21 protein-coding genes are annotated in these 24683 nt (G+C 59.5%); 10 read left to right on the forward strand and 11 right to left on the reverse strand.

Translation table 11 applies throughout. From position 1 onward, the window contains the following. Positions 1-56: 56 nt before the first annotated feature. From HMPREF1287_RS00860 to glpX, 4 genes are all read right to left on the reverse strand, one after another. Positions 57-1625, reverse strand: coding sequence for an MDR family MFS transporter (locus tag HMPREF1287_RS00860; protein ID WP_023017695.1), 1569 nt, complete (start codon positions 1623-1625; stop codon positions 57-59). Further along, complete coding sequence (locus tag HMPREF1287_RS00865; protein ID WP_023017696.1) at positions 1619-2242, reverse strand: TetR/AcrR family transcriptional regulator; 624 nt, start codon at positions 2240-2242, stop codon at positions 1619-1621. Before HMPREF1287_RS00865 ends, HMPREF1287_RS00860 begins: the two co-directional genes overlap by 7 nt. A 219-nt stretch (positions 2243-2461) precedes the next feature. Beyond that, positions 2462-3862 carry a class II fumarate hydratase gene (locus HMPREF1287_RS00870; protein ID WP_023017697.1) on the reverse strand — a complete coding sequence of 467 codons (1401 nt, stop codon included), beginning with the start codon at positions 3860-3862 and terminating at the stop codon, positions 2462-2464. Positions 3863-3970: 108 nt separating this feature from the next. Next, positions 3971-4984 carry a class II fructose-bisphosphatase gene (gene glpX / locus HMPREF1287_RS00875; protein ID WP_023017698.1) on the reverse strand — a complete coding sequence of 338 codons (1014 nt, stop codon included), beginning with the start codon at positions 4982-4984 and terminating at the stop codon, positions 3971-3973. 217 nt (positions 4985-5201) lie between these two features. On the opposite strand from glpX, the gene HMPREF1287_RS00880 reads away from it, so the two are divergent. Beyond that, positions 5202-5771 (forward strand): DUF4245 domain-containing protein, encoded by a 570-nt coding sequence (locus tag HMPREF1287_RS00880; protein ID WP_034653581.1) that lies wholly within the window; start codon positions 5202-5204, stop codon positions 5769-5771. On the opposite strand, the gene HMPREF1287_RS00885 is transcribed toward HMPREF1287_RS00880, so the two are convergent. Genes HMPREF1287_RS00885 through xseA form a run of 3 tightly spaced genes read right to left on the reverse strand, consistent with a single transcriptional unit; the run spans position 5755 to position 7679 of the window. Beyond that, a complete protein-coding gene (locus tag HMPREF1287_RS00885) occupies positions 5755-6135 on the reverse strand; it encodes a hypothetical protein (RefSeq protein WP_005280051.1) in 381 nt (126 codons plus the stop codon). The two genes, HMPREF1287_RS00880 and HMPREF1287_RS00885, sit on opposite strands and share 17 nt — an antisense overlap. Beyond that, entirely contained in the window at positions 6135-6413 is a 279-nt protein-coding gene (locus tag HMPREF1287_RS00890) for an exodeoxyribonuclease VII small subunit (protein ID WP_005280052.1), read from the reverse strand. Before HMPREF1287_RS00890 ends, HMPREF1287_RS00885 begins: the two co-directional genes overlap by 1 nt. Positions 6414-6437: 24 nt before the next feature. Next, positions 6438-7679, reverse strand: a complete 1242-nt coding sequence (xseA, locus tag HMPREF1287_RS00895; protein ID WP_023017700.1) for an exodeoxyribonuclease VII large subunit — start codon at positions 7677-7679, stop codon at positions 6438-6440. 153 nt (positions 7680-7832) lie between these two features. On the opposite strand from xseA, the gene HMPREF1287_RS00900 reads away from it, so the two are divergent. Beyond that, a complete protein-coding gene (locus HMPREF1287_RS00900) occupies positions 7833-8783 on the forward strand; it encodes a 4-hydroxy-3-methylbut-2-enyl diphosphate reductase (protein WP_023017701.1) in 951 nt (316 codons plus the stop codon). Between the two features lie 77 nt (positions 8784-8860). On the opposite strand, the gene HMPREF1287_RS00905 is transcribed toward HMPREF1287_RS00900, so the two are convergent. The 3 genes from HMPREF1287_RS00905 to HMPREF1287_RS00915 form a co-directional block, all read right to left on the reverse strand. Continuing rightward, complete coding sequence (locus tag HMPREF1287_RS00905; RefSeq protein ID WP_232218794.1) at positions 8861-9670, reverse strand: DUF6542 domain-containing protein; 810 nt, start codon at positions 9668-9670, stop codon at positions 8861-8863. Between the two features lie 65 nt (positions 9671-9735). Beyond that, entirely contained in the window at positions 9736-10806 is a 1071-nt protein-coding gene (locus HMPREF1287_RS00910; protein WP_023017703.1) for a DNA recombination protein RmuC, read from the reverse strand. Positions 10807-10842: 36 nt separating this feature from the next. Then, positions 10843-12330 carry an AI-2E family transporter gene (locus tag HMPREF1287_RS00915; protein WP_034653586.1) on the reverse strand — a complete coding sequence of 496 codons (1488 nt, stop codon included), beginning with the start codon at positions 12328-12330 and terminating at the stop codon, positions 10843-10845. A 29-nt stretch (positions 12331-12359) separates the two neighbouring features. On the opposite strand from HMPREF1287_RS00915, the gene ychF reads away from it, so the two are divergent. The 3 genes from ychF to HMPREF1287_RS00930 all read left to right on the forward strand — a co-directional run bounded on the left by ychF (position 12360) and on the right by HMPREF1287_RS00930 (position 15296). Further along, entirely contained in the window at positions 12360-13445 is a 1086-nt protein-coding gene (gene ychF / locus HMPREF1287_RS00920) for a redox-regulated ATPase YchF (RefSeq protein WP_005280062.1), read from the forward strand. A gap of 98 nt (positions 13446-13543) precedes the next feature. Then, positions 13544-14077, forward strand: coding sequence for a type 1 glutamine amidotransferase domain-containing protein (locus HMPREF1287_RS00925; protein ID WP_005282146.1), 534 nt, complete (start codon positions 13544-13546; stop codon positions 14075-14077). A gap of 346 nt (positions 14078-14423) precedes the next feature. Beyond that, positions 14424-15296 (forward strand): cation diffusion facilitator family transporter, encoded by an 873-nt coding sequence (locus HMPREF1287_RS00930; protein WP_023017705.1) that lies wholly within the window; start codon positions 14424-14426, stop codon positions 15294-15296. A 45-nt stretch (positions 15297-15341) separates the two neighbouring features. Here the strand turns inward: HMPREF1287_RS00930 and HMPREF1287_RS00935 are convergent, their stop codons facing one another. Further along, positions 15342-16703 carry a dicarboxylate/amino acid:cation symporter gene (locus tag HMPREF1287_RS00935; RefSeq protein ID WP_005280065.1) on the reverse strand — a complete coding sequence of 454 codons (1362 nt, stop codon included), beginning with the start codon at positions 16701-16703 and terminating at the stop codon, positions 15342-15344. A gap of 455 nt (positions 16704-17158) precedes the next feature. Between HMPREF1287_RS00935 and HMPREF1287_RS00940 the strand changes: the two genes are divergently transcribed. From HMPREF1287_RS00940 to nrfD, 5 genes are all read left to right on the forward strand, one after another. Further along, a complete protein-coding gene (locus tag HMPREF1287_RS00940) occupies positions 17159-18277 on the forward strand; it encodes a thermonuclease family protein (protein ID WP_023017706.1) in 1119 nt (372 codons plus the stop codon). A gap of 262 nt (positions 18278-18539) precedes the next feature. Continuing rightward, positions 18540-19181 carry a pyroglutamyl-peptidase I gene (pcp, locus tag HMPREF1287_RS00945; protein WP_023017707.1) on the forward strand — a complete coding sequence of 214 codons (642 nt, stop codon included), beginning with the start codon at positions 18540-18542 and terminating at the stop codon, positions 19179-19181. A 47-nt stretch (positions 19182-19228) separates the two neighbouring features. Next, positions 19229-22504, forward strand: coding sequence for a formate dehydrogenase-N subunit alpha (fdnG, locus tag HMPREF1287_RS00955; protein WP_232218796.1), 3276 nt, complete (start codon positions 19229-19231; stop codon positions 22502-22504). Continuing rightward, positions 22505-23563: a 4Fe-4S dicluster domain-containing protein gene (locus tag HMPREF1287_RS00960; protein WP_005280072.1), complete on the forward strand. Its 1059-nt coding sequence runs from the start codon at positions 22505-22507 to the stop codon at positions 23561-23563. It abuts the gene before it with no gap. Next, a complete protein-coding gene (gene nrfD, locus HMPREF1287_RS00965) occupies positions 23560-24675 on the forward strand; it encodes an NrfD/PsrC family molybdoenzyme membrane anchor subunit (RefSeq protein ID WP_023017709.1) in 1116 nt (371 codons plus the stop codon). The genes HMPREF1287_RS00960 and nrfD overlap by 4 nt, the downstream gene beginning before the upstream one ends. Positions 24676-24683: the final 8 nt, after the last annotated feature.

The raw sequence follows: 24683 nt of genomic DNA on the forward strand, positions 1-24683 counted from the left end.
GGACTCGATGGGAGCATCGGCAAGCGGCAGGCTTTCGCGCAGCGCATGCAGCTCCCCTAATCGATCGTCTCCTTCAGGCGCTCTTCGCGCAGGGGAAGCAGGACGAGTAGGGCGACGATGACGAGCGGAACCATCAGCGCGATGACCGGGGTGAGGCCATCGTTATAGGAATTGAGGATCGCTTGCTCGAGGGGCTCTGGCAGGGAAGAGACCATATCCGGGGTGAGGCTATTGGCATTGCCATTGGCGCTATTGAACTTCTCAGCATAGGCCGCGCCCTCGGGGCCCAGCTGCTGGATGGCCTGCGGCAGGCGGTTGGCCATCTCATCCTGCATGTTGTTGATGAACATGGAACCAACCAGGGAAGCGCCCAGGGCAGAACCGATCTGGCGGAAGAAGTTATTCGCCGCGGTAGCCGTGCCCACCTGGGACAGTGGGAAGGAGTTCTGAACAATGAGCACGAGCACCTGCATGACCATGCCCAGGCCAATGCCGAAGGCAAGGAATTCGAAGCCGAGCTGAATGAGGGACGTGTCTACCGATAGGCGGGACATCCAGAACAGGGCGCCTGCGGTAATGGCTAGGCCGACAAGCGGGTAAATCTTGTAGCGGCCGGTGCGGGCGATGATGAAGCCGACGCCGGTAGAGGTGCCGATAAGGCCAATCATCATCGGAATCATCATCAGGCCAGCGCTGGTGGGCGATAGGGTATGGACCATCTGCAAGTAGGTGGGCATATAGCCCAGCACCCCAAACATGGCCAGGCCCAAGATGACGCCGGATAGGGTGGTCAGGGCCATATTGCGATTCTTGAACAGGCGAACCGGGATGAGTGGTTCGGCAGCGCGCAATTCCACGATGATGGTAATGATCGCACCGACGAGGGTGATGGCGCCGAGGGTGAGGATCATGGAGGAATCCCAGTCATACTCGGTGCCGCCCCAGGTGGTCATGAGGATAAGGGAGGCGGTGGTAATGGCGATGAAGGTGGCGCCGAGCCAGTCAAAGCGCTTCATATCGGCCTGACCCACACGCAGGTTGAGTACCAGGATGCAGACCACCATGGCCAGCAGGCCGAGCGGGATATTCATCCACATGCCCCAGCGCCAGCCGGGGCCATCAGTAAACCAGCCGCCCAAGACGGGGCCAAGGACGGAGGACAGGCCGAAGACGCCGCCCATGATGCCCATGAACTTGCCACGCTCACGGGAGGAGGTGACCTCGGCGATGATGGACTGTGAGGAGATCATCATGAACCCAGCGCCAAAGCCTTGCACGGCGCGGGCGATGATGAGCACCGTCATGGAATCGGCGAAACCGCCGATGGCGGAGCCCACGACGAAGACGGCGATGCCGCCAATGTAGAGCCACTTGCGGCCCAGCATGTCACCCAGCTTGCCGGAAATCGGCATGGCGATGGTCATGGTGACAAGGAATGCGGAGATGACCCAGCTCATGTGGTCAACGCCGCCAAGCTCACCAACAATCGTTGGCAAAGCGGAAGAGAAAATCATCTGGCCCAGCGAGCTCATCAACATGGTGAGCACTAGCGCAGAGAAAATGAGCCCCAGGTTATCCGCCCGCGACTGGCCCTGCGCAGGAGCCTTTTCGGCTGTATCTACCATCGGATTCCTTTCATAACATCATTAATCAAAGTCAGTGAATCATTCAGACGCGAACTCAGGGCGTCGCTGCAATCGCTATCGGGGGCGGCGATGGAAAGCCAGAGGGCCTCGCGGACCACTCCGGCGATGACCATGGCCTCCGTTGCCGTGGAATGGTCCTCGAGGACGCGCAGTTCCGGTTCCCAGTCAAGGCGCTCCTCAATGAGCCCAATAAGCTCGATGGATTTCGCCCGCTTGCGGCTAATGGAGGCGGCGGCCGCCTCTGGGTCATTAGCAATGCGCTTGCGTCGCTCCCGAATCGTGGGATTAACGTGATGGCCCTCCATGTGCTGCTCAACCAGGTTAAGGACGAGCTCCATGATGTTGGTGGTGGGCTCGTGGAGGAAATACTCGCGCATTTCCGCGGTGAAGTCAGCGCTTGGCGCCCCAAGCACGGCGGATTCCTTCGAATCGAAATAATTAAAAAACGTGCGCCGAGAAATACCGGCTAGTTCGCAGATCTCTTCAATAGTGACCTCGCCAAAGGAATGCTTATCCACCAATTCGGTGGCGGCATCCTCAATGCGTAGCCGCGTTTCTAGGCGTTTCTGCTCGCGTAGTGATAGTTCTTCTTGCACAAAATGCAACTTTACACTCGGTGCAAACTTGCACCAAGTGCACAATGGGTGATTTTGTAGATGTGTACGCTGAATCTATGTTGTAGTTCACAGACTGCGCTTGCCGATGCCCCTTTCTTTACCCGCGCTTGCCATGCCTGGGAAGCGCGTCGAGGCATGCGAAAACCCCCGCTCAGAAGTGATTTCCGAGCGGGGTTACAGCGCTAAAAGCGGCTGAGATTAGATATTGTCGCGCTCGCGGTTGGTCATGCTCAATACATCCAAGCGCTTGTCCAGCTCTTCCTCGGTGAGGTTCTCGCCGTCAACAAAGCCCAAGTCGATAACGGCCTGGCGGACGGTGATCTTCTCATTGAGTGCGTGCTTTGCGGCCTTGGCGGCGTTCTCGTAGCCGATGGCGGAGTTCAGCGGGGTCACGATGGAGGTGGAGGACTCCGCGAAGTGCTTCATGCGCTCCTCGTTGGCCTCGATGTGGTCGACGCACTTCTCAGCAAAGACGCGGGCGGAGTTGGCCAGCAGGCGAGCGGACTCGAGCACGTTGCGCGCCATCATCGGGATGAAGACGTTGAGCTCGAACTGGCCCTGTGCGCCGCCGAAGGCAACGGCTGCGTCATTGCCCACGACCTGGCCGGCCACCATGGTAACCGCCTCAGGGATAACCGGGTTGACCTTGCCCGGCATGATGGAAGAACCAGGCTGCAGGTCCTTCAGGTGGATTTCTGCCAGGCCGGTCAGCGGGCCGGAGCCCAGCATGCGCAGGTCATTGGCAATCTTGTTGAAGGACACGGCCACCGAGCGCATGGCGCCGGAGAACTCTACGAGGCCATCGCGGTTAGCCTGTGCCTCGAAGTGGTTTTCTGCTTCCTTCAGCTTCTCAACGCCGGTGAGCTTCTTGAGCTCCTCGGTCACCTTGCCGCCGAACTCAGCGGAGGTATTCAGGCCGGTACCGGTTGCGGTACCGCCGATGGCGAGCTCGCCCAAGCGCGGGAGGGTAGCCTCAATGCGCTCGATGCCGAGCTCCACCTGGCGGGCGTAGCCGCTGAACTCCTGGCCCAAGGTGATTGGGGTGGCGTCCATGAGGTGGGTGCGGCCGGCCTTGACGACGTCCGCGAATTCCTTCGCCTTCTTGGTCAGGGACTCGTGCAGGACCTTCAGGCCCGGGATGAGGTCATTGACGGCTGCTTCCGTGGCCGCTACGTGGGTAGCGGTGGGGAAGGTGTCATTGGAGGACTGGCCCATGTTGACGTCATCGTTCGGGTGAACCTCGACGCCCTGCTTATGTGCCAGGGAAGCGATGACCTCGTTGGTGTTCATATTGGACGAGGTGCCGGAACCGGTCTGGAAGACGTCAATGGGGAAGGCATCGTTGTGCTTGCCTTCTGCGATTTCCTTCGCAGCGGCGATAATGGCGTCTGCCTTTTCCGCATCCAGGCTGCCGGAATCCTTATTGACCTGTGCGCATGCAGCCTTGAGCAGGCCGAGCGCGCGGATCTGCGCATCTTCCAGGCCGCGGCCGGAGATGGGGAAGTTGTCTACCGCGCGCTGAGTTTGTGCGCGCCACAGGGCATCGGCGGGAACTTTAACCTCGCCCATAGTGTCATGTTCGGTACGGTATTCGGTCATGAAAATCACCTCGGTTAATTGAATGTGTGCGTCTACCCCCAGTATGGCGAAAAGCTAAAAACTAGAGCGCGAAAAGCCCGAGCCCGCCCCGCCATTTGGGGGTGAGGTTTAGTTCTTGGTGGGGTCCGAGTAGTCCACGACGGAGTATTCCTGCAGCTTAGCCAGCTTGTGGAAGGAATCGACGTAGCGAATGGTGCCGGACTTGGAGCGCATGACCAGCGAACGGGTGGAGGCACCATTATTGCGGTAGGAGACACCGCGCAGCATGTCACCGTTGGTCACGCCGGTGGCGGCGAAGTAGCAGTTCTTGGAGGAGACCAAGTCATTGGTGCCCAAGACCTTATCCAGGTCGTGTCCGGCGGCGCGGGCCTTTTCCGCTTCCTCTTCATCCTTTGGCCACAGCTTGCCTTGGATTTCGCCGCCCATGCACCGCATGGCGCAGGCAGTGATGATGCCCTCAGGGGTGCCGCCAATGCCCATCATCATGTCGATGGAGTTGGAATCCTGGCAGGTAGCGATGGCGCCTGCCACATCGCCGTCCATGATGAGGCGCACCTTGGCGCCAGCCTCGCGGATCTCCTGGATGAGCTTTTCGTGGCGCGGGCGGTCCAAAACCACCACGGTGACATCCGCGGTGCGCAGGCCCTTCGCCTTGGCCACGGACTCGATATTCCACTGCACGGACTGGTTGATATCGATGGAACCGACGGCTTCTGGGCCCACGGCGATCTTTTCCATGTAGAAGACCGCGGACGGGTCATACATGGTGCCGCGCTCAGCGGCGGCGATCACGGAAATGGCATTGGGGCGGCCCTCAGCCATCAACCGCGTGCCGTCCACGGGATCCACGGCGATGTCCATCGCCGCACCCTCACCGGTGCCGACCTCTTCGCCGTTGAAGAGCATCGGGGCCTCATCCTTTTCGCCCTCACCAATGACGACGACACCCTTCATCGCCACGGAGTTAATCAGCTTGCGCATGGCATCGACTGCCGCGCCATCGCCCTCATTCTTCATGCCACGACCAACCCAGCGGCCAGAGGCCAAGGCGGCGGCTTCGGTCACGCGCACCAGCTCCATGGCCAAGTTACGGTCGGGCAAATAAGAAGTATTTTCGGACATGTGTAGTGGTTGCCTTCCATGTGTTCTCACCGTGGGGGTAATTCCCACGCGCTTAGTGTTCTACTTTTCCTATTCTGGCACTTTTTGGCGCCAATAGGTCCGATTTGGGGCCCCTTTTGTGGGGATTTTCCTTGTTATTGGCGGCATTAACGGCGCGAATGTGCGCACGCGGGAGGCATGTGGCACTTTCACGGCGGCTCATGCGATACTAAGGCGCGTGGCAGCAGAACAAAGACCGAAGATTTTCGAAGGCGCTCGCGACATCATTTTGTCCCTTTCCGTAGTGGTCGTCATGATGTTGCTCGTGGTGGGCGCGACCGGGCTCTGCTCGGTCAATCCGGAAACAGCGCAAGGCCCAGTCCAAGAGGTAGACGAGGAGACCTTCCTGGATACGCAGGCCCGCGCCGGTATTGGCGCCATCCGAGATCCCCAGATGCCTGAAGGCTGGCAGGCCAATGCGGCCCGCCGCTCGCAGCTAGGCGGCGAGACAGCCACCGTCGTCAGCTGGCTGACTGCGGACGGAAACTACGTGGAATCCACCCAAACGCAGGTTTCTGCAGAAGACGCGGGCGAAAAATACGATGCGAACTACCGCGGGCTGAACTCTACGCGCGAGGTAGCCGGCCACCAGGTGCGCGTGCTGGCAAGCGATGACGATTCGGTGCGCTGCTTGTGGATTGTTGACCTGGGCGATGCCCGCCTCATCATCTCTGGCGCGGCCCCCGATGAAGAATTCGCCGCCGCCACCGAGGCCTTTATCAAGGCCAAGCCTATAAGCGGAAAGTAACCTCGCTGAGCCCCTCAGAGTCCGCTTCCACCGTGATTCCTTCAGTATTACCGGTGGCTTCTTCTAAGCCAGCGGCATCCAGGCCGCTCAGCCGCGTCTTTTCTAGGTAGACATCCACGCGCTCGCGCTGAGAACGCTGCGGGTAGATGGAGACTTGGACCACGTGGGCATCGGCAAGCAGCAGCACGATGGACCGGGAAAAGTAGCTGAGTTCCTCCTCGGTGCCCGAAACCTGGGTGCTGGTATGCGCCGGCCCGAAGAACTCCTCTACCAGCGCGCGGGAATCGCCGCCCATGATGGAGCCTGCCGATGCCGATTTGGATACGAAATCAATCCGCTTTCCCGGGTAACCATAAATCTGCACTACTCTTCACCCTCCTCGGCCTGCTGCTCGTTGTTTTCTGCCTTCTCTAGGGCATCTTCCACGCGCTTGGAGGCGCCATCCAGGTGGGACTCGCACGTGCGGGCAAGCGCCTCGCCGCGCTCCCAGTACTTCAGGGACTCGTCCAGGCCCATCTGGCCGAGCTCTAAAATCTTGACGGTCTCAATGAGCTCATCGCGCGCCTGCTCGTAGCTCAACTCCTCTACGGGAGTAAAGGCATCCTGGCCCGGCTGGCCGGAACCAATGGTTTCATCTGACATCAGCAATTCTCCTACTATTTCTGGCTAATCGGCGGCCTGGGAGGCCATGGACACGGCGGTGATGGAACCATCGCCCACGCGAATTCGCAATTGCGCGCCGGGCGGTGATTGCTCATAAGAGCTGACGACCTCCGGATCGCTGCCATTTTTGGGCAAGACCTGGACAATAGAATACCCACGGGCAAGCGTGGCGGAAGGCCCCAAAGCAGAAACCCGCGCGCGCAGGGACTCCACGTGCCGGGTCTCGCGATCCAGCAGCACCCGCAGCTCGCGGCGCATACTCGTGCGCATGCGCTCGACCTCCTCGCGGCGGGCGCGGATGGGCGTCATCGGATCGGCCAGCACCGGGCGCGAGCGGATATTATTCAATCCACGGCGCTCACGTTCCACCCAGCCGCGCAAGGCCGCCGCCATGCGGGATCGCGCCTCAGCGATGACCGCGCGTTCCTCTGCTACCGACGGGACCACGCGCTTGGCGGCGTCCGTCGGGGTAGCCGCGCGCAGATCCGCCACGTTATCGAGCACCGGGCTATCCGGCTCGTGGCCAATCGCGGAGACCACCGGGGTACTTGCGGCCACGACGGCGCGTTGCAGGGCTTCTTCAGAAAAGGGCAGGAGGTCTTCGACGGAACCGCCACCGCGGGCGATGATGATGACATCGATCTGCGCATCGGCGTCGAGCTCCTGCAGGGCGGAAATCACCTCGGGGACGGTATTCGCCCCCTGGACCGCAGTATTAATGACGCGGAATTGCACGGCCGGCCACCGGTCGCGGGCAACCGCCATGACATCGCGCTCGGCGGCAGAACCGCGGCCTGTAATCAGGCCGATTTTCTGCGGGAGGTAGGGAAGCGGGCGCTTGCGCGCGGGATCAAAGAGGCCTTCTGCGGCAAGCTGCGCGCGTAGCTTTTCGATGCGCGCCAACAAATCGCCGATGCCTACGTGCCGGATCTCCGTGGTCCACAGGGAAAAGGATCCGCGGCCGGCATAAAAGGCGGGCTTGCCGTGCACGATGACGCGGTCGCCATCTTTTAGCGGCGTGGGCAAGTTGTGCAGCATTGAGGACGAGCAAGTCAATTGCACCGACTTTTCCTGCTGGACATCGCGCAGGGTGAGATAGGACAGCTTCCAGGTGGGCTTGTAATTAATCTGCGTTAACTGGCCTTCCACCCACAGGTATCCTAGGCGCTCGATCCATCCCTTCACCTGGTCATTGACCTGGCCCACGGGCCACGGGGTCTCTGGAGTATTTGCCGGTTGGTTCACGCAGCCACCCTTTCCTTGTACAGCGCCATACAGTGCCTTTTAGTGTAGGTGCTCAGGGCCCGTGGCGCCCCGCTTGGGTGGCCTAGATGGGCGCTTTCCCTGCTGGATAGGCCTTACTATTGTTTTGCTTTACCTTTCGATACTCTGGGAGGCATGACTGATGGTAAAAATGTTCTCCTCGCGGCACCGCGCGGTTACTGCGCTGGAGTGGACCGCGCCGTCGAGACCGTAGAAAAGGCGCTAGAAAAATACGGCGCACCCATTTATGTGCGCAAGCAAATCGTCCACAACCGTTATGTCGTTGAATCTTTGGCCAAGCGCGGAGTCATCTTCGTTGAAGAGGCCGCCGAGGCCCCAGAGGGTGCCCACCTCGTCTTTTCCGCCCACGGCATTTCCCCGGCGGTGCGCAATCAGGCGCAAGAGCGCAAGCAACTGACCCTGGATGCCACCTGCCCCTTGGTGACCAAGGTGCACAAGGAGGCCCAGCGTTTTGAGCGCGATGGCTACCACATCCTCCTCGTGGGCCACGAAGGCCACGAAGAGGTAGAAGGCACCGCGGGCGAGGCCCCCGATGTTACGCACCTGGTCGATGGTATCGACGGCGTGGACAAGCTGCCGGATTACCTGCAGGATGAAAAGCTCATTTGGCTTTCGCAGACCACGCTCTCGGTGGATGAGACCGTAGTCATCGTCAATAAGCTGCGCGAGCGTTTTCCGCACCTGCAAAACCCGCCGTCAGATGATATTTGCTACGCCACCCAAAACCGGCAAGAATCCGTCAAGGCCATCGCGCCGAAGTGCGATCTGATGATCGTGGTGGGTTCTAAGAACTCGTCCAACTCGGTGCGCCTGGTAGAGGTAGCACTCGAGGCGGGTTCGCGCGACTCCCACTTGGTGGATTTTGCCGAAGAAATCGATGAAGCATGGCTTGACGGCGTAGCGACCGTTGGCGTGACCTGTGGCGCCTCCGTGCCAGAGCTTTTGGTGCGCGAGGTGCTCGAGTACTTGGATGATCGCGGCTTTAATGATGTGGAGCAAGTAACCACCTCCACCGAATCCATCACCTTCGCGCTGCCGCGCGACCTGCGCCCCGCGCGCACCTAGCGCGTAACCGCCTAGAGGCAACGAAAAACCGTGAGCCCCGCGGCCTCGTAAAGAGAGCCGGGAGCTCACGGTTTTATTTACTCATAGAGGTTATCGTCCCACCGCTGCTTCTTGGCGGTGTCTTGCGGCGAAGAAGAGGAATCTCGTTCGGGGGCCGGTGGTATCATGTCCCCCGCGCGCCGGTTCGGATCCGGCTGCAAGCGATTTTCGCGTTCTGCCTGTTGCTCGCGGCGGCGCTCTTCTCGGTCGCGTCCGCGGATGCGATCCTGCGGCTTCTGCGGCGGTTGCGTCTGTGCATGCGATCTGCGGCGGGAGGCGCGTGGGGACTGAACCTGTCCGTTTTCGGTTCTATCGCGCGCCATGAGCTCCGCCACGGAGAGCCGCTCAGCGCGGTTTTGGCGGTCCCGCTTCATGTCCGCGCGCCGCGATACCTTTTGCTGGTTGACGGCGCGCTGGGCGGTCTTGCGGAACCGCATCCAACGAATGATGCCGATTGCAGCCGCGCCGAGGACCGCGATAAGCAACCACAGGAAGTTCTGGACCATCGGGTACACGGAGGTCAGCAGCGACGTCTTAGAAAAACTGGTGCCTTCCGGGGCATTGGACTTGGTGATGACGATTCCCGCCGTCACCACGGTTACCGCGTAGAAGATGGGGATGGACGCGATGGACAGGAATAAGCCCCGCTCCTCAACGATGAGCGCTATGAGTAGCGAGCTGATGATGAGGAAGGCAAAGTACATCCAGCCTATGGAGCCGGCAAGAATGGAAATCAATGCGCCGGTGATCAAAAGTGCCGCCAATAGCCCAAGGCCTTTCAGTAGCGAGATGCTCGGCATGCTTAGGCGTTGCGCGGCGGTAGGCTTTCGTTGTTTGGCTAGTGACACGTCGCAAAATCCTACCGCCTGGCGCGGGCCAATGGCTATATCCACGCAGTGAAACCGCCTAGAATTTAGGAATAATTTGTCCCGCGCGGCCACGTATCAATGGGGGAGGGCTCGCGAGGCGCCCGGTTTGTGCGGCCGGGAATCTCCATTTCGTGGAGCTTGCGGGCGGTCACGCCCACCCGCGAATCCAGCGAAGAGAGCGTGGAATTATAGGCCTCCACTGCCTTTTCGAGGCTCTGGCCCACCTTGCCGTAGTGCTCCGAGAGCGTATTGAGCCGCGAATAGAGCTCGCGGCCTAGGCGCTGGACTTCTTTTGCTTTGGCGGAAATATCTTCCTGGTGCCATCCCATGGCCACCGTGCGCAAGAGCGCGAAGAGCGAGCTCGGGGTGGCGATGACGACGTTGCGTTCAAAACCAAACTCGATGAGCTCAGGATCGACCGACAGCGCCGCATCGAGGAAGGGATCCGCGGGCACAAAAAGCACCACGAATTCCGGGGTGGGCTGGAAGGCCTCAATATAGTCCTTGTGGGACAGCGCCTGGATGTGGCTGCGCAGCTGGTGCGCGTGGCGGCGCAGGTAGCCAGCGTGTTCTTCTGGATCCTCGGTTTCTAGCGCGTCGAGGTAGGAAGAAAACGGGACCTTGGCGTCGACGATGATATGCCTGCCGCCGGCCAAGTTGATGAGCATATCCGGGCGCACGATGCGGCCGTTTAGGGGAGCTGAAACTTGGGAATCGAAGTCCACGTGCCTTGTCATGCCGCCGAGTTCGACGACGCGCTCTAGCTGAATCTCGCCCCACCGGCCGCGCACATTGGGCGAGCGCAACGCGGTAACGAGCTGATCCGTGCGCTCCGTGAGCTGGGACGAGGTGCGGGTCACCGCCTGCACTTGGCTGGATAGTGAGGCCAAGTGGGCGGTGCGGTCTTCTTCCAGTTCTTGTAACTGGAATCCCAGCCTATCCATGGCCTTTTCTAGCGGTTGCAGCTCGGCCTGGCGGCGCTGCGATTCCTGCAGCGCCCGGTGCTCCTCGCTCGGCGTGGAGCGAGACGCCGAATGGGAGTGGGCCAACCACCCCAGCACGGCGCCCAATAAGAGACCGATGAACAGCAGCAGCACGGGCAAAGTGGAAGTCATGGGATCCACTATGGCACGCGGCGCGGACACGCCTGACTATTTATTCGAATCTCCGTTCAAAAGATTTTCGAAGGCATCCCGCGCCCGGCGCAGGTTGGAGCGCATGCTCGGATCGTCATAGTCTTCCGGGGTGGAATCGACGTCGACGGAATCATCCAGGGTGTTAGACGCGCCATCGGATGCGGCGTCGGCGCCTGCGATATCGGGGTTGGCGTGTTCTGGGACCTTGCGCCACTGCTCGCGCTTGTATTGTGCCTGCTCTTCGGTATAGCGGCCGATGAGATAGCCCGCGACGGTGGAGTAGTTGAGCTCGGAGGAGTGCTTTTCCCCGGATTGCAGCTTCATCATGTCCTGCACGTAGCGATAAGCCACCGCGATCATGGCGGCGGTCGGCACGGCCAGGAATCCACCGATGAGCCCAAAGAGCGCGGAACCGACGATGACGGAGACCAAAACAATAACCGGGTGCAGGTTCATGGCCTTTGCCTGCAGCCACGGCGAGAGTACATTGCCTTCAAGCTGCTGGACCAAAAGGACAAGGCCCAGGACCAACAGGGCTTGGGTAAAGCCCAAAGACACCAAGGCGATAACGACCGCGAGCGCGCCAGAGACGATGGCGCCGACAAACGGGATGAAGCCGGCGATGAAGGTGATGATTGCCAGGGCCATCGCCAAGGGCACGCCGATGAGAACGAGGCCGAGGCCGATAAAGATGGCATCGATAAGCGAGACCACCGCCTGTGCCCGAATGAATCCGCCCAGGGTATTCCAAGCGCGCGTGAGCAATTCAGTAAGGTGCCAGCCCGCGCGCCGGCCGGTGGCATCGCGCAGCCACGGCAGGAACTTGGCGCCGTCTTTCAGGAAGAAGAAGGTGAGCACCAAGACGATGAATACCGTGATGAAAAATGAGGTGGCATTACCGATGCCCGTAAATACCGACCCTGCAATTACGCCGGCGCGCTCCTGCAGCCAGCCCGCGGCCTCGTCGATATAGGTGCTCATATCGTCGCTATCGAGGTTCAGGGGCGGGCCCTGGGCCCATAGCTGCAGCTGCTGAATGCCGGAGACCGTTTGCAGGTAGAGCGACTGGGATTGCCGCATAAAGTCCGGCGCCACTGAGGCGATGAGCCCGCCGACCGCGGCCGAGGAGATAAGGATCGTCGTAATCGCCGCCAAGCCCGCGGGTAGGCCCTTTGTGCGCATCCACCGCGCGATGGGGTTTAAGACGGTACAGATAATAAGGGCCAAGAGCACCGGGAGGATGCCTTGCCAGAAGCTGCCTAGGACGTGATAGATCGCAAAAAGGAACACGCCGATGATCAACAGGCGTACGGCCCACAGGGAGGTCGACTTCACCATTTCGCCCGCGATGACGGAGCGATCGACCTGATTGCCCGGGGGATGTGGCGATACATCGTCCAATTGGCTGGTGTCGAAGTCACCGTCCAATTTATCGCCCGGGCTTGCCTGCGGCTTTTCGGGTTTTGGTTGCTTATCAGAACTCACCCCACCATCTTGCCTCATAACGTGGTAGGTGCGTTAGGATTAGCCCCGTGAGTCTTACACTAGGAATCGTCGGCTTGCCCAATGTGGGCAAGTCCACTTTGTTTAATGCCCTGACCCGTTCCGAAATCCTGGCGGCCAACTACCCATTCGCCACCATCGAGCCCAATGTCGGCTTGGTGGAGCTGCCGGATCCCCGTTTGGACACCCTCGCCAAGATGTTCAATTCCGAGCGCATCTTGCCGGCGACCGTGTCCTTCGTGGATATCGCCGGCATCGTCGCAGGCGCCTCGCAGGGCGAGGGCATGGGTAACGCCTTCCTAGCTAATATCCGCGAGGCCGACGCCATCTGCCAGGTGGTCCGCGCCTTTTCTGATGACAATGTCATCCACGTCGATGGCCAGGTAGATCCCGGCAACGACATTTCCGTTATTAATACGGAGTTGATTCTGGCGGATCTGCAGACCATCGAGAAGGCCCTGCCGCGCCTGGAAAAGGATGCCCGGAAGAATAAGGACTTGGCACCCGTGGTGGAGGCAACCAAGAAGGCGCAGGAAATCCTGGAGGATGACCGTACCCTCTTCGCCGCCGCCAAGACCGGCGAGATCGATCTCTCCCTCGTGCGCGAGCTGCACCTGATGACGGCTAAGCCCTTCCTCTATGTCTTTAACTCGGATGAGGCTGTGCTTACCGATGCCGCCAAGAAGGACGAACTGCGCCAGCTCGTCGCCCCAGCAGATTGCGTCTTCCTCGATGCACAAACCGAGTCCGAGCTCTTGGAGCTGGATGAGGACGAGGCAAGCGAGCTGCTCGAGGCAGTAGGCCAAGAAGAGCCCGGCTTGGCTACCTTGGCCAAGGCCGGTTTTTCCACCTTGGGCCTGCAGACCTACCTCACCGCCGGTGAAAAGGAAACCCGCGCGTGGACCATTAAGCAAGGCGCCGCCGCACCCCAGGCCGCTGGCGTTATCCACACCGACTTTGAAAAGAAGTTCATCAAGGCTGAAATCGTCTCCTTCGACGATCTCGTTGCCGCCGGCTCCATGGCCGAAGCGCGCGCCAACGGCAAGGTCCGTCAAGAAGGCAAGGACTACATCATGCACGATGGCGACGTGTGTGACTTCAAGATCGGTGGCTAAATCCTAGCTTGTTGCAGGTCGCGGGAGTAGACGTGGCGAGTGCGCGAATTTAGAGTTATCCTATTTGCGTACTTAACAACAATAAGGAGGTCATAATAATGGCTGAGCTAGAAAACAAGACGATCGCAATCATTGCTACCAATGACTTTGAAGACTCCGAGCTGACCTCTCCGCTGGAGGCCGTGCAGAAGGCTGGTGCCACCGTAAAGGTATTGGCACCTAAGGCCGGCACCATTACGGGCAAGAACGGTACCGAAATTAACGTTGATGCTACGACCAAGGACTCCGAGGGTGAGACCTTCGACGGCATCATCTTGCCTGGCGGCACCAATAACGCCGACCTCATCCGCTTGGACGAGGCAGCCGTTAGCATTGTGCGCAAGCACATGGGCGAGGACCGCCCCTTGGGCGCCATCTGCCACGGCGGTTGGATCCTAGCCGATGCAGAAGCACTCAAGGGCCGTACCTTGACGTCCTTCCCGTCCCTGCAGACCGATCTCCGCAACGCAGGTGCTACCTGGGTTGATGAAGAGGTCCACTGCGACCAGGGCTTGGTCTCCTCCCGTACCCCTGATGACCTGCCTGCATTCAACGCGAAGTTGGTTGAAGAGTTCGCAGAGGGCCAGCACTAAATTAGGCTAGAGCCTTAATTACTCCCTACGAGCCAGAGCGTGAGAATCCTTCTGGTTCGTAGGGAGTTTTTCGTCTCTAGCGGCTGCAGGGCCCATGGGAAGATTCAGGCTTTGGCTGTATTTTTCCCCTTCCCTCTGTCTGCTAACCTATGAAGCCAGAAGGGGAGTAGTTCCTACGGCGCTTATTGCGCCGCGATGACTGGTCGACACACTGGCCTAAAAGCCCGGCCACTCAGCATCGATGCCTTTGATGCGAACGAGACCTTCGGACTGATTTTGGTTGCCGAAGGGAGAGTAGTAGGCCTTGTCTTCTTTAAGTTCTGAACAGCGCATTTTAGAGCGCTTTATGAAGTTGTCCATCGCCGCGGCGGTGGCGACGATTATCTTGAAATCCCTGGCGGCCTGGCTAACGGGCTCGGTAGGTTTCTTCTCTGACGCCCTTGAGTCCCTCGTGAACCTCGCAGCCGCCATCGCGGGCTATTGCGCCTTGCGCATTTCCGCCAAGCCTGCCGACCACAATCACCACTTTGGCCACGGCAAGGCCGAGTATGTGTCCGCGTTGGTAGAAGGCGCGATGATCTTCCTTGCCGCTGGTGCCATCATCTACACCGCGATCCAGCGCCTCATTACTCCCCAGCCCGTTGAAGAAGGCGGCTGGGGCTTAGCGCTGTCGCTCTTGTCCTCGTTGCTCAATCTGGGCGTCGGCTTGGCCTTGATTAAGGCGGGAAAGCGCTATCGTTCAGCGACGCTGAATGCCGATGGGCACCACCTGATTACTGACGTGTGGACCTCTGCCGGCGTTCTCGTCGGCATGGCTGCGGTGTATCTGACGGGCTGGTTGTGGCTCGATGCGCTTGTAGCCTTGGCGGTTGGCATCAATATCTTGTGGACGGGATTTAAGATTTTGCGCGAGTCCGTCAGTAGCCTGCTTTCTGAGGCCCTGCCTCAAGAAGAGCAGGATCAAATTTGGGATCTCTTGGCTGACTTAGAAAAAGAAAAGTCCGTGACCTTCACGGATCGGCGCACGGTAGCCTCCGGCAGGCAAAGGATGGTCTACCTGACCATGGAGGTGCCGGCGAGCTGGAGCGTTTTATACTCGCACGAGATTGCCGATGACGTCGAAGTCGCCCTCGACCAGCTTTTCCCCGGATGCAGCGTGTTTATCCACGTGGAGCCGGCCGGCGTCGCGCATCGCCGCCCACTTCCATTCCAGCAATAAATTAAGGCCCAAGGCGTACTGCCCTGGGCCTTCGTTCGCGATTTATTAAGCCTTGACGCTTACTTCCTCGTCGGAGTCTTCCTCCATGATGTGCTTGACGCCATTTTCGGCTTCATCCCACACCTCTTGGTTCTGGATGCCTGCGCGCTTGGCGACGACCGTCGCGCACAATGCCTGACCCGTGACGTTCAGCGCCGTACGGCCCATGTCAATGATGGGCTCAACGGCCAGCAGCAAACCGACGCCAGCCAACGGCAGTCCCAGCGTGGACAGGGTCAGCGTGAGCATTACCGTTGCGCCAGTGGTACCTGCGGTAGCAGCAGAACCAATGACGGAGACGAAGATGATGAGCAGGTACTGCGTGAAGTCCAGGTCTACGCCGTAGAACTGCGCAACGAAGATCGCAGCAACAGCAGGGTAGACGGAGGCGCAGCCATCCATCTTCGTGGTAGCGCCGAGTGGTACTGCAAAGGAAGCGTACTCGGTGGGAACGCCCAATGCCCGTTCGCTAAAGCGTTGCGTTGCAGGCATAACACCCATGGAGGAACGGGTGACAAAGCCCAAGGAGGTTACCGGCCAGATGCGCTTGTAGAAGCCCTTGACCGGAATATTGTTGAACTTCAGCACTGCAGGGTAGACCACGGCGAAGACGATGGCCAGACCCACATACATTGCCAAGACGAACTTGCCCAGCGAGCCAAGTGCGTCCCAACCGTAGGTAGCAACGGCCTTACCGATAAGCGCTGCGGTACCAATCGGTGCTAGGCGGATGATCCACCACAGGACTTTCTGGATGACCTTGAGGAAGGACTCCGTAAAGTGCAAGAACGGATCGGCTGCCTTACCGGTCTGTACGGCGGCAATGCCAATGGCCAAGGAAATAACCAGCAGCTGAAGCGCACCGAAGTTGAGGGTAACTTCGCCATCGCTAGCAGAGGCCGTAAGCCCGATGAAGTTTTGAGGGAGCAGCTGCTCGAAGAAGGCAGTCCACGAACCGACGCTCGATGGATCCTTTGCAGCGGATGCATCGACGCTCGCGCCAGCACCGGGCTTCATGACCAATGCCACGACGATGCCCACGATGACGGAGAAGAACGCCGTAATGGCGAACCACATCAACGTAGAAACGGCCAAGGATGCGGCATTGGCAACCTTGCGCAGGTTAGCCACAGAGGTGACCACCGCGGCGAAGATGAGCGGTGGAACCATGACCTTCAATAGCTGGACATAGGCGCCACCGACACCGCTGAGCAGATTGGTCAGCCACCCTGGATTATCAGGATCGGTATCCATGCCAGATGCGATCAGTCCCAGGATAAGGCCGATGATAAGGCCCGCAATGACTTGCGCGCCAAACCCTGTTGCCCAGCTAGGGAGCTTGGAGCGAGAGGAAACTTTTTGTGTCATAGAACGTCCTTTAGAAATCAACTGAACAGGTCTGACTATTTTCTTAGTACGGTTCTGTTCAACTTCAACCCGTCTTACTTTATTCCATGCGTCAAACCACAAGGAAAAGGGTCTCGTTTCCAGCTGCGATGCCGTTAAGACTGCTTTGTAGACTAAGCAGTTCAGCGCCGGTGTACCCTCTTACCCACACCGAGCCATTCAATCTGCGCCCCTCAATCCTCATCCGCCGATCCCGCGCTTCATCCCTTGTCCTGCAACCCCACCCTTCAATCCTCATCCTGTAACCCGCCCTTCGCGCTCACCGCGAGCCTCATTTCGGTTAGCGCTCCTATCCCCCGTAAGCGCGAAGGGTGGGGAGAGGGGGATGGCGCAAACAAGATGCTGGGTGTACCCAATAGGTAGCCCGTGAACCTCCTGGTACCTTTACTCTTATTTCTTTTACAGGAGGTAGAGGCATGGGCTGGATAAAGCCATTAATTGGCGTTGCCGTACTCGGTGGCGTGGTGTCGATGGGAGTCGGTGCAGCGAATAGTGATGAGCGCGCAGTGGTTAATCGCGTCATCGATGGCGACACCATAGACGTCATGCTTGATGGCGAAAAGACAAGGGTTCGACTCCTCAATATCGATACTCCCGAAATTGGGCGCAATGGGAAGCCCAGCGAGTGCTTAGCGGAAGAAGCCAAGGAGTACCTCGAAGGTCGATTGCCACAAGGAACCGAGGTGACACTGGAATACGACGAGGAGAAGACTGATAAGTATGGGCGCACGTTAGCCGGTGTCTTTCTTGGTGGCGATCTCGTAAATGCAGACATTGCTGCTGAGGGGCTTGCAGTTGCCAAAAAGATTGGCGCTAATGGCAAGTTCTATAACGAGGTAAAAGAAGCAGAAAGCGGGCCGCGGACTAAGGGCACGGGAGTCTTCGGGGTTTCCGATGAATGCCAAGTATCCAGCGATAAAGAGATGGCAGAGTCACTTCAGCAAGCTAAAAGTGCTACGGCTGCTGCCGCTGGGATCGGAATTATTGCTGCCAACATCGACAGCGACGACGACGGTGGGGCCGCAAAGGCTCTGGCCCAGATCGACGCTGCCCGGAAGGGGTTGGACGCCTTGCGTGGACGTAGCGATGATCGCAGTGAGTTCCAAAAAGCCGCATATCCAGAAGCTCCAGAGCGCTTGGCAAAACAGATGGAGAAGGAACTATCTGAACATGAAGAAGAAATTGAGGAACAGGTAGAGACCGCCGAGCGGGAAAAGGCGAAAGAAGAGGAGCGAAGGGAACGGGAGCGCGAGAGCCAGGAGGCGGCTGAGCGAGAAGCGGCGGAGCGAGAGGCCGAGCGCGAGAGGCGACTGGCAGAAGAAGCTGCACATGTAGACGCCACAGCGCCCGCCGCAGGGTCTAATTCAAACACGGCCGGAAGCCAGTACGTGGCCCCGCAACCGCAGAAGGCACCGAGCGTGGATACCTACACCGGGTGTCGCGCATACGGCGGCAACTACGCCTTTACCTCCGTGGATAAGAAGGGCCGTGCCTACGCAAAGATTGATTGCACGACCAAGCAACAAATCGGCTAACTGCTCAGTTTTAGAACTCCGCCCTTCGCGCTCACCGCGAGCGCAACGCGTCGGTGAAACCCCAATGCCCGTGAGCGCGAAGGGCGGTGGGACGGGGGACGGGGCGCGATGCATCTTAGGCCTCAACGTAACGCACTGCCCGTCCGTTCGAATCCGTCCACCTCACCCTTCGCGCTCACCGTGAGCACAGTGCCCCGGTGAAACCCCAACGCCCGTGAGCGCGAAGGGCGATGGGGCACTACGAGGAAACTAAGAGGACCGCGTGAAATCAAAGCAGCGGGCCACCGTCAGCTGCCATACTGGAATGATGAAGATTTTGGTAACTGCTTTTGATGCCTTTGGTGGCGAAGAAATTAACCCTACGGAACGCGCGCTGGATCGCTTGCCGGATGAAATCGGTGGCGCGCAGATTATTAAGCATCCTGTGCCAACAGTGTTCGGTGAAGCACTGAAGCAGGCCATTGCTGTGGCCGAGGAAGAAAACGTGGACGCGGTGGTCTGCCTGGGACAAGCCGGCGGGCGGGGCCATATCACTCCGGAGCGGGTGGGCATCAACTTGGCGGATGCTTCCATTCCGGATAATGCGGGTAACCAGCCCAGCGATGAACCAGTGGTTGAAGGCGGCCCGGCCGCGTACTTTTCCACCCTGCCAGTCAAGGCAATGGTTGCAGCGATTCAGGAGGCCGAGATTCCAGCGCAAGTCTCGACCACGGCGGGAACATTCGTCTGCAACCACCTGCTCTATGGCCTGCTGCATCATTTCAAAGATACGCAGGTAAAAGCAGGCTTTATCCACGTGCCGTTTATTAAGGAACAGGCTAAAGAAAACAGCCCGATGCTGGAGCTTACGGACGTCGTGCAGGGCGTGGAGCGCGCGATTAGTGCCGTGGCGAAAAGCGCTTAGGGTCACCTTGCTAGAGAAATTTTCCGCCCAAATATAGATTTAAAGTCATGTCTCGCTTAAGTCCTCTCAACTGGCCGGTGGTGCGCCAGCTGCGTAGCGGCGATCCCTTTGGCAGGGATATCAATACGCAATCAACCAAGAGTAAGGAAAAGCACGGGCGCACGGTGGAAGCTGACCGCGTGGTGCAATCCGTGTGCCCATATTGCGCGGTAGGTTGTGCCCAGCGCGTATACGTTAAAGATGACCGGGTCATCCAGATTGAGGGCGATCCGGATTCGCCGATTTCGCGCGGGCGTTTGTGCCCCAAGGGCTCGGCATCGGAGCAGTTGGTCAACTCCGCAACGCGTTTGACCAAGATTAAGTACCGCGCACCGCACTCCACCGAGTGGCAGGAGCTGGATGAAGACACCGCGATGGACATGATCGCGGATCGTTTCTTGGAAGCGCGCCGGAAGGGCTGGCAAGACACCGATGATTCGGGGCGGACGCTCAACCGCACGATGGGTATCGCTGGCCTTGGTGGCGCGACCTTGGATAATGAGGAAAACTACCTCATTAAGAAGCTTTTTACCGCTGCCGGTGCGGTGCAGCTCGAAAACCAGGCGCGCATATGACACTCCGCCACAGTTCCTAGTTTAGGAACTTCGTTTGGCCGCGGCGGCGCAACCCAACCGCTGCAGGATATGGCGAATGCTGATTGCATCGTTATCGAGGGTTCGAATATGGCCGAGTGCCACCCGGTGGGATTCCAGTGGGTCGTAGAAGCCAAAAAGCGTGGTGCCCGCATTATTCACGTGGATCCGCGGTATACGCGTACCTCTGCGTTCTCTAACCGCCACATTGGCATTCGCGGCGGTACCGACGTGGTGCTGCTGGGTGCGGTCATTAACTACATGCTCCAGAATGAGCTGTACTTCCGCGATTATGTCGTCGCATATACCAATGCGCCGATGATCATCTCGGAGGACTACCAGGACACCGAGGAACTGGACGGACTGTTTTCTGGATATGACCCAGAAACCGGCACGTACGTGACCGATTCGTGGCAGTACGTGCAAAAGCCAGAAGGTTCCGCCTGGAATGTCGAGCGCGATGACACTCTGGAGCACCCGAATTCGGTCTTCCAGATTCTCAAGCGCCATTATGCGCGCTATACACCTGAGCTGGTAGAAGAAACCTGCGGCATCGCGCAGGAGGACTTCTACTACCTGGCGGATTCCATTGCGCAGAATTCCGATCCGGAACACACCACGTGTTTCGCCTATGCTTTGGGCTTTACCCAGCACACCTTGGGCGCGCAGTTCATCCGTACCGCTGCCATTTTGCAGCTCTTGATGGGCAATGTGGGCCGACCAGGCTCGGGAATCATGGCCCTGCGCGGGCATGCCTCCATTCAGGGCTCCACCGATATTCCGACGCTCTTCCACTCCCTGCCTGGTTACTTGCCCATGCCGAGCGTGGAAAAGCAGACGTGGCCGGAATTTGTGGATGAGATCCGGGATGAGTCCCAAAAGGGCTTCTGGCAGATTGGCGAGAATTACGCCGTGTCCTTGATGAAGTCCTACTGGGGAGATGCGGCTACCAAGGAAAATAACTGGGGCTATGACCTCATGCCGCGCATTTCCGGCGCGCATTCTACCTATGAAACCCTGCAGGCCATGCTCAATGGTCGGGTAGATGGCTACTTCGTCTTCGGCCAAAACCCGGCGGTGGCGCAGTCCAATGGCGGCATGCAGCGCCGCGGTTTGGCGTCGCTGAAGTGGCTGGTCGTACGCGATTTCCAGGAAATCGAAACCGCATCGTTCTGGAAGGATGCGCCGGAGATTAAAAACGGCGAGCTGAAGACCGAAGACATCGAAACCGAGGTCTTCTTGATGCCCGCTGCCACCCACGTGGAAAAGGCCGGTACCTTTACTCAGACGCAGCGCATGCTGCAGTGGCGCTTCCAAGCGGCACCGCCGCCAGGCGATGCCAAGAGCGATCTGTGGTTCTTCTACCAGCTGGGTAAGAAGCTGAAGGAACGCCTGCGCGATTCCACCGATCCGCGCGATCTCCCGCTCCAGAAGGTGACGTGGGATTACGTGGAAAATGAGGAAGGCGAGCCGAACTCGGAGGACGTCCTCAAAGAGATCAACGGCTACTACCTGGATGGTCCCAAGAAGGGCGAGCTTTTGCCCACCTTCGTGGAGATGAAGAATGACGGCACGACCTCCGGCGGCTGCTGGATCTACACCGGCGTGTACAAGGATGGCGTCAACCAGTCCGCACGCAAGGTCCCGGGCTCGGAGCAGAACGAGGTCGCGCCCGAGTGGGGCTGGGTCTGGCCTGCTAACCGCCGCATTTTGTACAACCGCGCTTCGGCGAAGCCGGATGGCACCCCGTGGTCCGAGCGCAAGAAGTACGTGTGGTGGGACGAGGCCCAGGGCAAGTGGGTAGGCGATGACGTCCCTGACTTCCCGGTGACGAAGTCGCCGGAGTACAAGGCTCCTGCCGATGCCGTCGGTCCCGACGCCCTCGATGGCACGGACGCCTTCATCATGCAGGCGGACGGTCGCGGTTGGCTCTTTGCGCCTTCCGGGCTTTCCGATGGCCCTTTGCCCACCCACTATGAGCCGCAGGAGTCCCCGGTGACCAATGTGCTGTATAAGCAGCAGCAATCGCCGACGCGCTTGACCATCAAGCGCCCGGATAACCTGCAGCGTCCAGAACCGGGCATGCCCGGTGCGGAGGTTTTCCCGTTCGTATTTTCTACCTACCGCCTCACGGAGATGTACACCTCGGGTGCGATGTCGCGCCGCCTGCCTTATTTGGCGGAGCTGCAACCTGGCCTATTCTGCGAGGTGGATAAGGACTTGGCCGCAAAACGTGGTCTGGAAAATGGCGAGTGGGCGACGATCATCTCGCCGCGCGGTGTGATTGAGGCGCAGGTCTTGGTCACCGATCGCATGCAGATGCTGAAGATCAATGGGGAAGAATTCCACCAGATTGGCCTGCCCTTCCACTACGGCGAGTCCGAGACCACCGCTGTGGCAGGCGACGGCGCTAACGATCTCTTGGGCCTTACGCTCGAGCCGAATGTGTTCATTCAGAACTCAAAGATTGGTGCCTGCGATATCCAACCGGGCCGCCGGCCAAGGGGAGAAGGTCGCTTGAAGCTGCTCAAGCAGTACCAGGAGAGGGCGCAGTTAAGTGTGGATTCCGGCAATGATTTGTTGTCGGTTCCTGACTCGTTTACCTATAACCCGGAACCCGAAAAGCATGGCCAGCCTGGGGCGGAAAGTAGTGACGGCGAGACGGCAAGTAAAGGCGAAGAAGGTAAGTAAATGACTAATCTACTGACCGAGGACGCGGGCCGGCACGGCTATGATTCCTACCGCCGCATGGCCTTTTTCACCGATACGTCCGTGTGCATCGGCTGCAAGGCCTGCGAGGTGGCGTGCAAGGAATGGAACCGCAACCCGGTAGAGGGATATGACGTCACCGGTGATTCCTATGACAACACCGGTGCCTTGGGCGCTAATACGTGGCGGCATGTGGCCTTCGTGGAACAAAACAACGACCGCATTGAGAAGGCACGCGAAGAGGGAAAACAGCTTATTTCCCTGGGCATGCCCACCATCGGTGGAAAGCCTGACGAGGTCGATACCACTCCGCCGGATACGGATACGTTCCGGTGGTTGATGTCCTCGGACGTCTGCAAGCACTGCACGCATGCAGGGTGTTTGGATGTCTGCCCCACAGGCGCGCTCTTCCGCACCGAGTTTGGCACCGTGGTCGTCCAAGATGATGTGTGTAATGGCTGCGGAACCTGCGTGGCGGGGTGCCCCTTCGGCGTCATCGAACGCCGCGATGACGGCGGGGTGTCGTTGAAATACGATAAGACCGCGACGGTGGATTATCAGGATAATTCGCACGCCGGTATTAATGTGCTGAAAAAGCTCAAGCAGCGCAAACCCCAAGGCACGGATCACACGCCGGGCGAGGCGATGCCGATTAAGAATGTGGGCGTCGCCCAGAAGTGCACCATGTGCTATGACCGCCTGAAACAGGGCGAGCAACCGGCGTGCTCCAAGACGTGTCCCACCGATTCCATTCAGTTCGGTACCTATGAGGACATGCTGGCCGCGGCGAAGGATCGCGTGCGCGTCCTGCACGAACAGGGCATAACGGAGGCGCGGCTCTACGGCGCCAATGACAACGATGGCGTGGGCGGAACCGGCTCTATCTTCTTATTGCTAGATTCGCCAGAGGTCTATGGCCTGCCGCCGGATCCGCGCGTGCCCACTGCGGATTTGCCGAGCATGTATAAGACCGCGGCCAAGGCCATCGGCGGGATGGCGCTGGCCGTGGCGGGTTCCTTTTTGATTGGAGGGCGCAAATGAGCGGTTTTGATGAGTACCGGCCACCGCAGCCGGAGCGGCCGAATCGCTACCGCAACTTCGATGGGCCGAAGCGCAAGAAGAAGCGCAAGCGCCCGGGTGCGGGTGCGCAGGATGGCTCCAAAGAGGAGCGGATGGCAGAAGACTTCGAGTTTTCTTCCTATTACGGCAGGCCGGTAGTTAAGGCCCCGCCGTGGGAGTGGCCCATCGGTGGGTATTTCTTCTTGGGCGGTATTGCCGGCGGTTCGGGTCTTCTCGCCACCGGTGCACAGGCCGCAGGCAACGCACCTTTGCGCCGGACCACGCGGGTAGCGGCCTTTGGCGCGGCGGCCGCCGGTTCGGTCTTTTTGATTTTAGATCTGGGCCGGCCGGAGCGCGCGTTGAATATGTTCCGCGTCTTCAAGGTGACCTCACCGATGTCGCTCGGATCGTGGCTGCTCGCGGGCTTTTCCACCGCGGCGGCCATTCCGGCAGCGGTAGAGGTGGATAATGCGACCAAGCGGAAGCTGCCGCTTCCGAAGTGGCTGCGCGCGAGCCTAGGCAAGGCCGCGACTCCGGCCGGGGTGATAACCGGTGTGCTCGGCGGCCCGTTGGCCGGATATACGGCGGTGTTGCTGTCCAATACGTCCAACCCGGTATGGAATGACATGAAGCGGCACCTGCCCTATGTCTTTGTATCCTCTGCCTCGGCAGCGGCCTCCGGCCTGGCGATGGTGACCACTCCGGTAAAGCACGCCGGGCCCGCCCGGGCCTTGGGCATGGCAGCTGCGGCCAGCGATATCGCGGCGACGAAGGTGCTAGAAAGCAATATGGAGCCGGAGCCGCGCGAGGAATTGCACCACGGCGCACCGGGGAAGCTCATGCGCGCCTCGGAGTACCTGATTGCCGCTGGCGGCGTGGGCAGCGCGGTGGCGGCGGCAACGAAGTCCCGCGCCGTGTCTGTGGCTTCGGGCCTGGCCTTGCTTGCTGGTTCTGCGTGCACGCGCTTTGGTGTGCTCAACGCTGGCTTGGAGGCGGTGAAGAACCCGGCCACCACGATGGGGCCGCAAAAACGCCGTGCGGAGCGGCGCCGGCGCGAGCAAGGGCTTGCCACCGACGTGCTCAGCGCAGGCTAGCGAGGGCT

The organism is Corynebacterium sp. KPL1986 (assembly GCF_000477975.1).
Taxonomy (GTDB): Bacteria; Actinomycetota; Actinomycetes; order Mycobacteriales; family Mycobacteriaceae; genus Corynebacterium; species Corynebacterium accolens.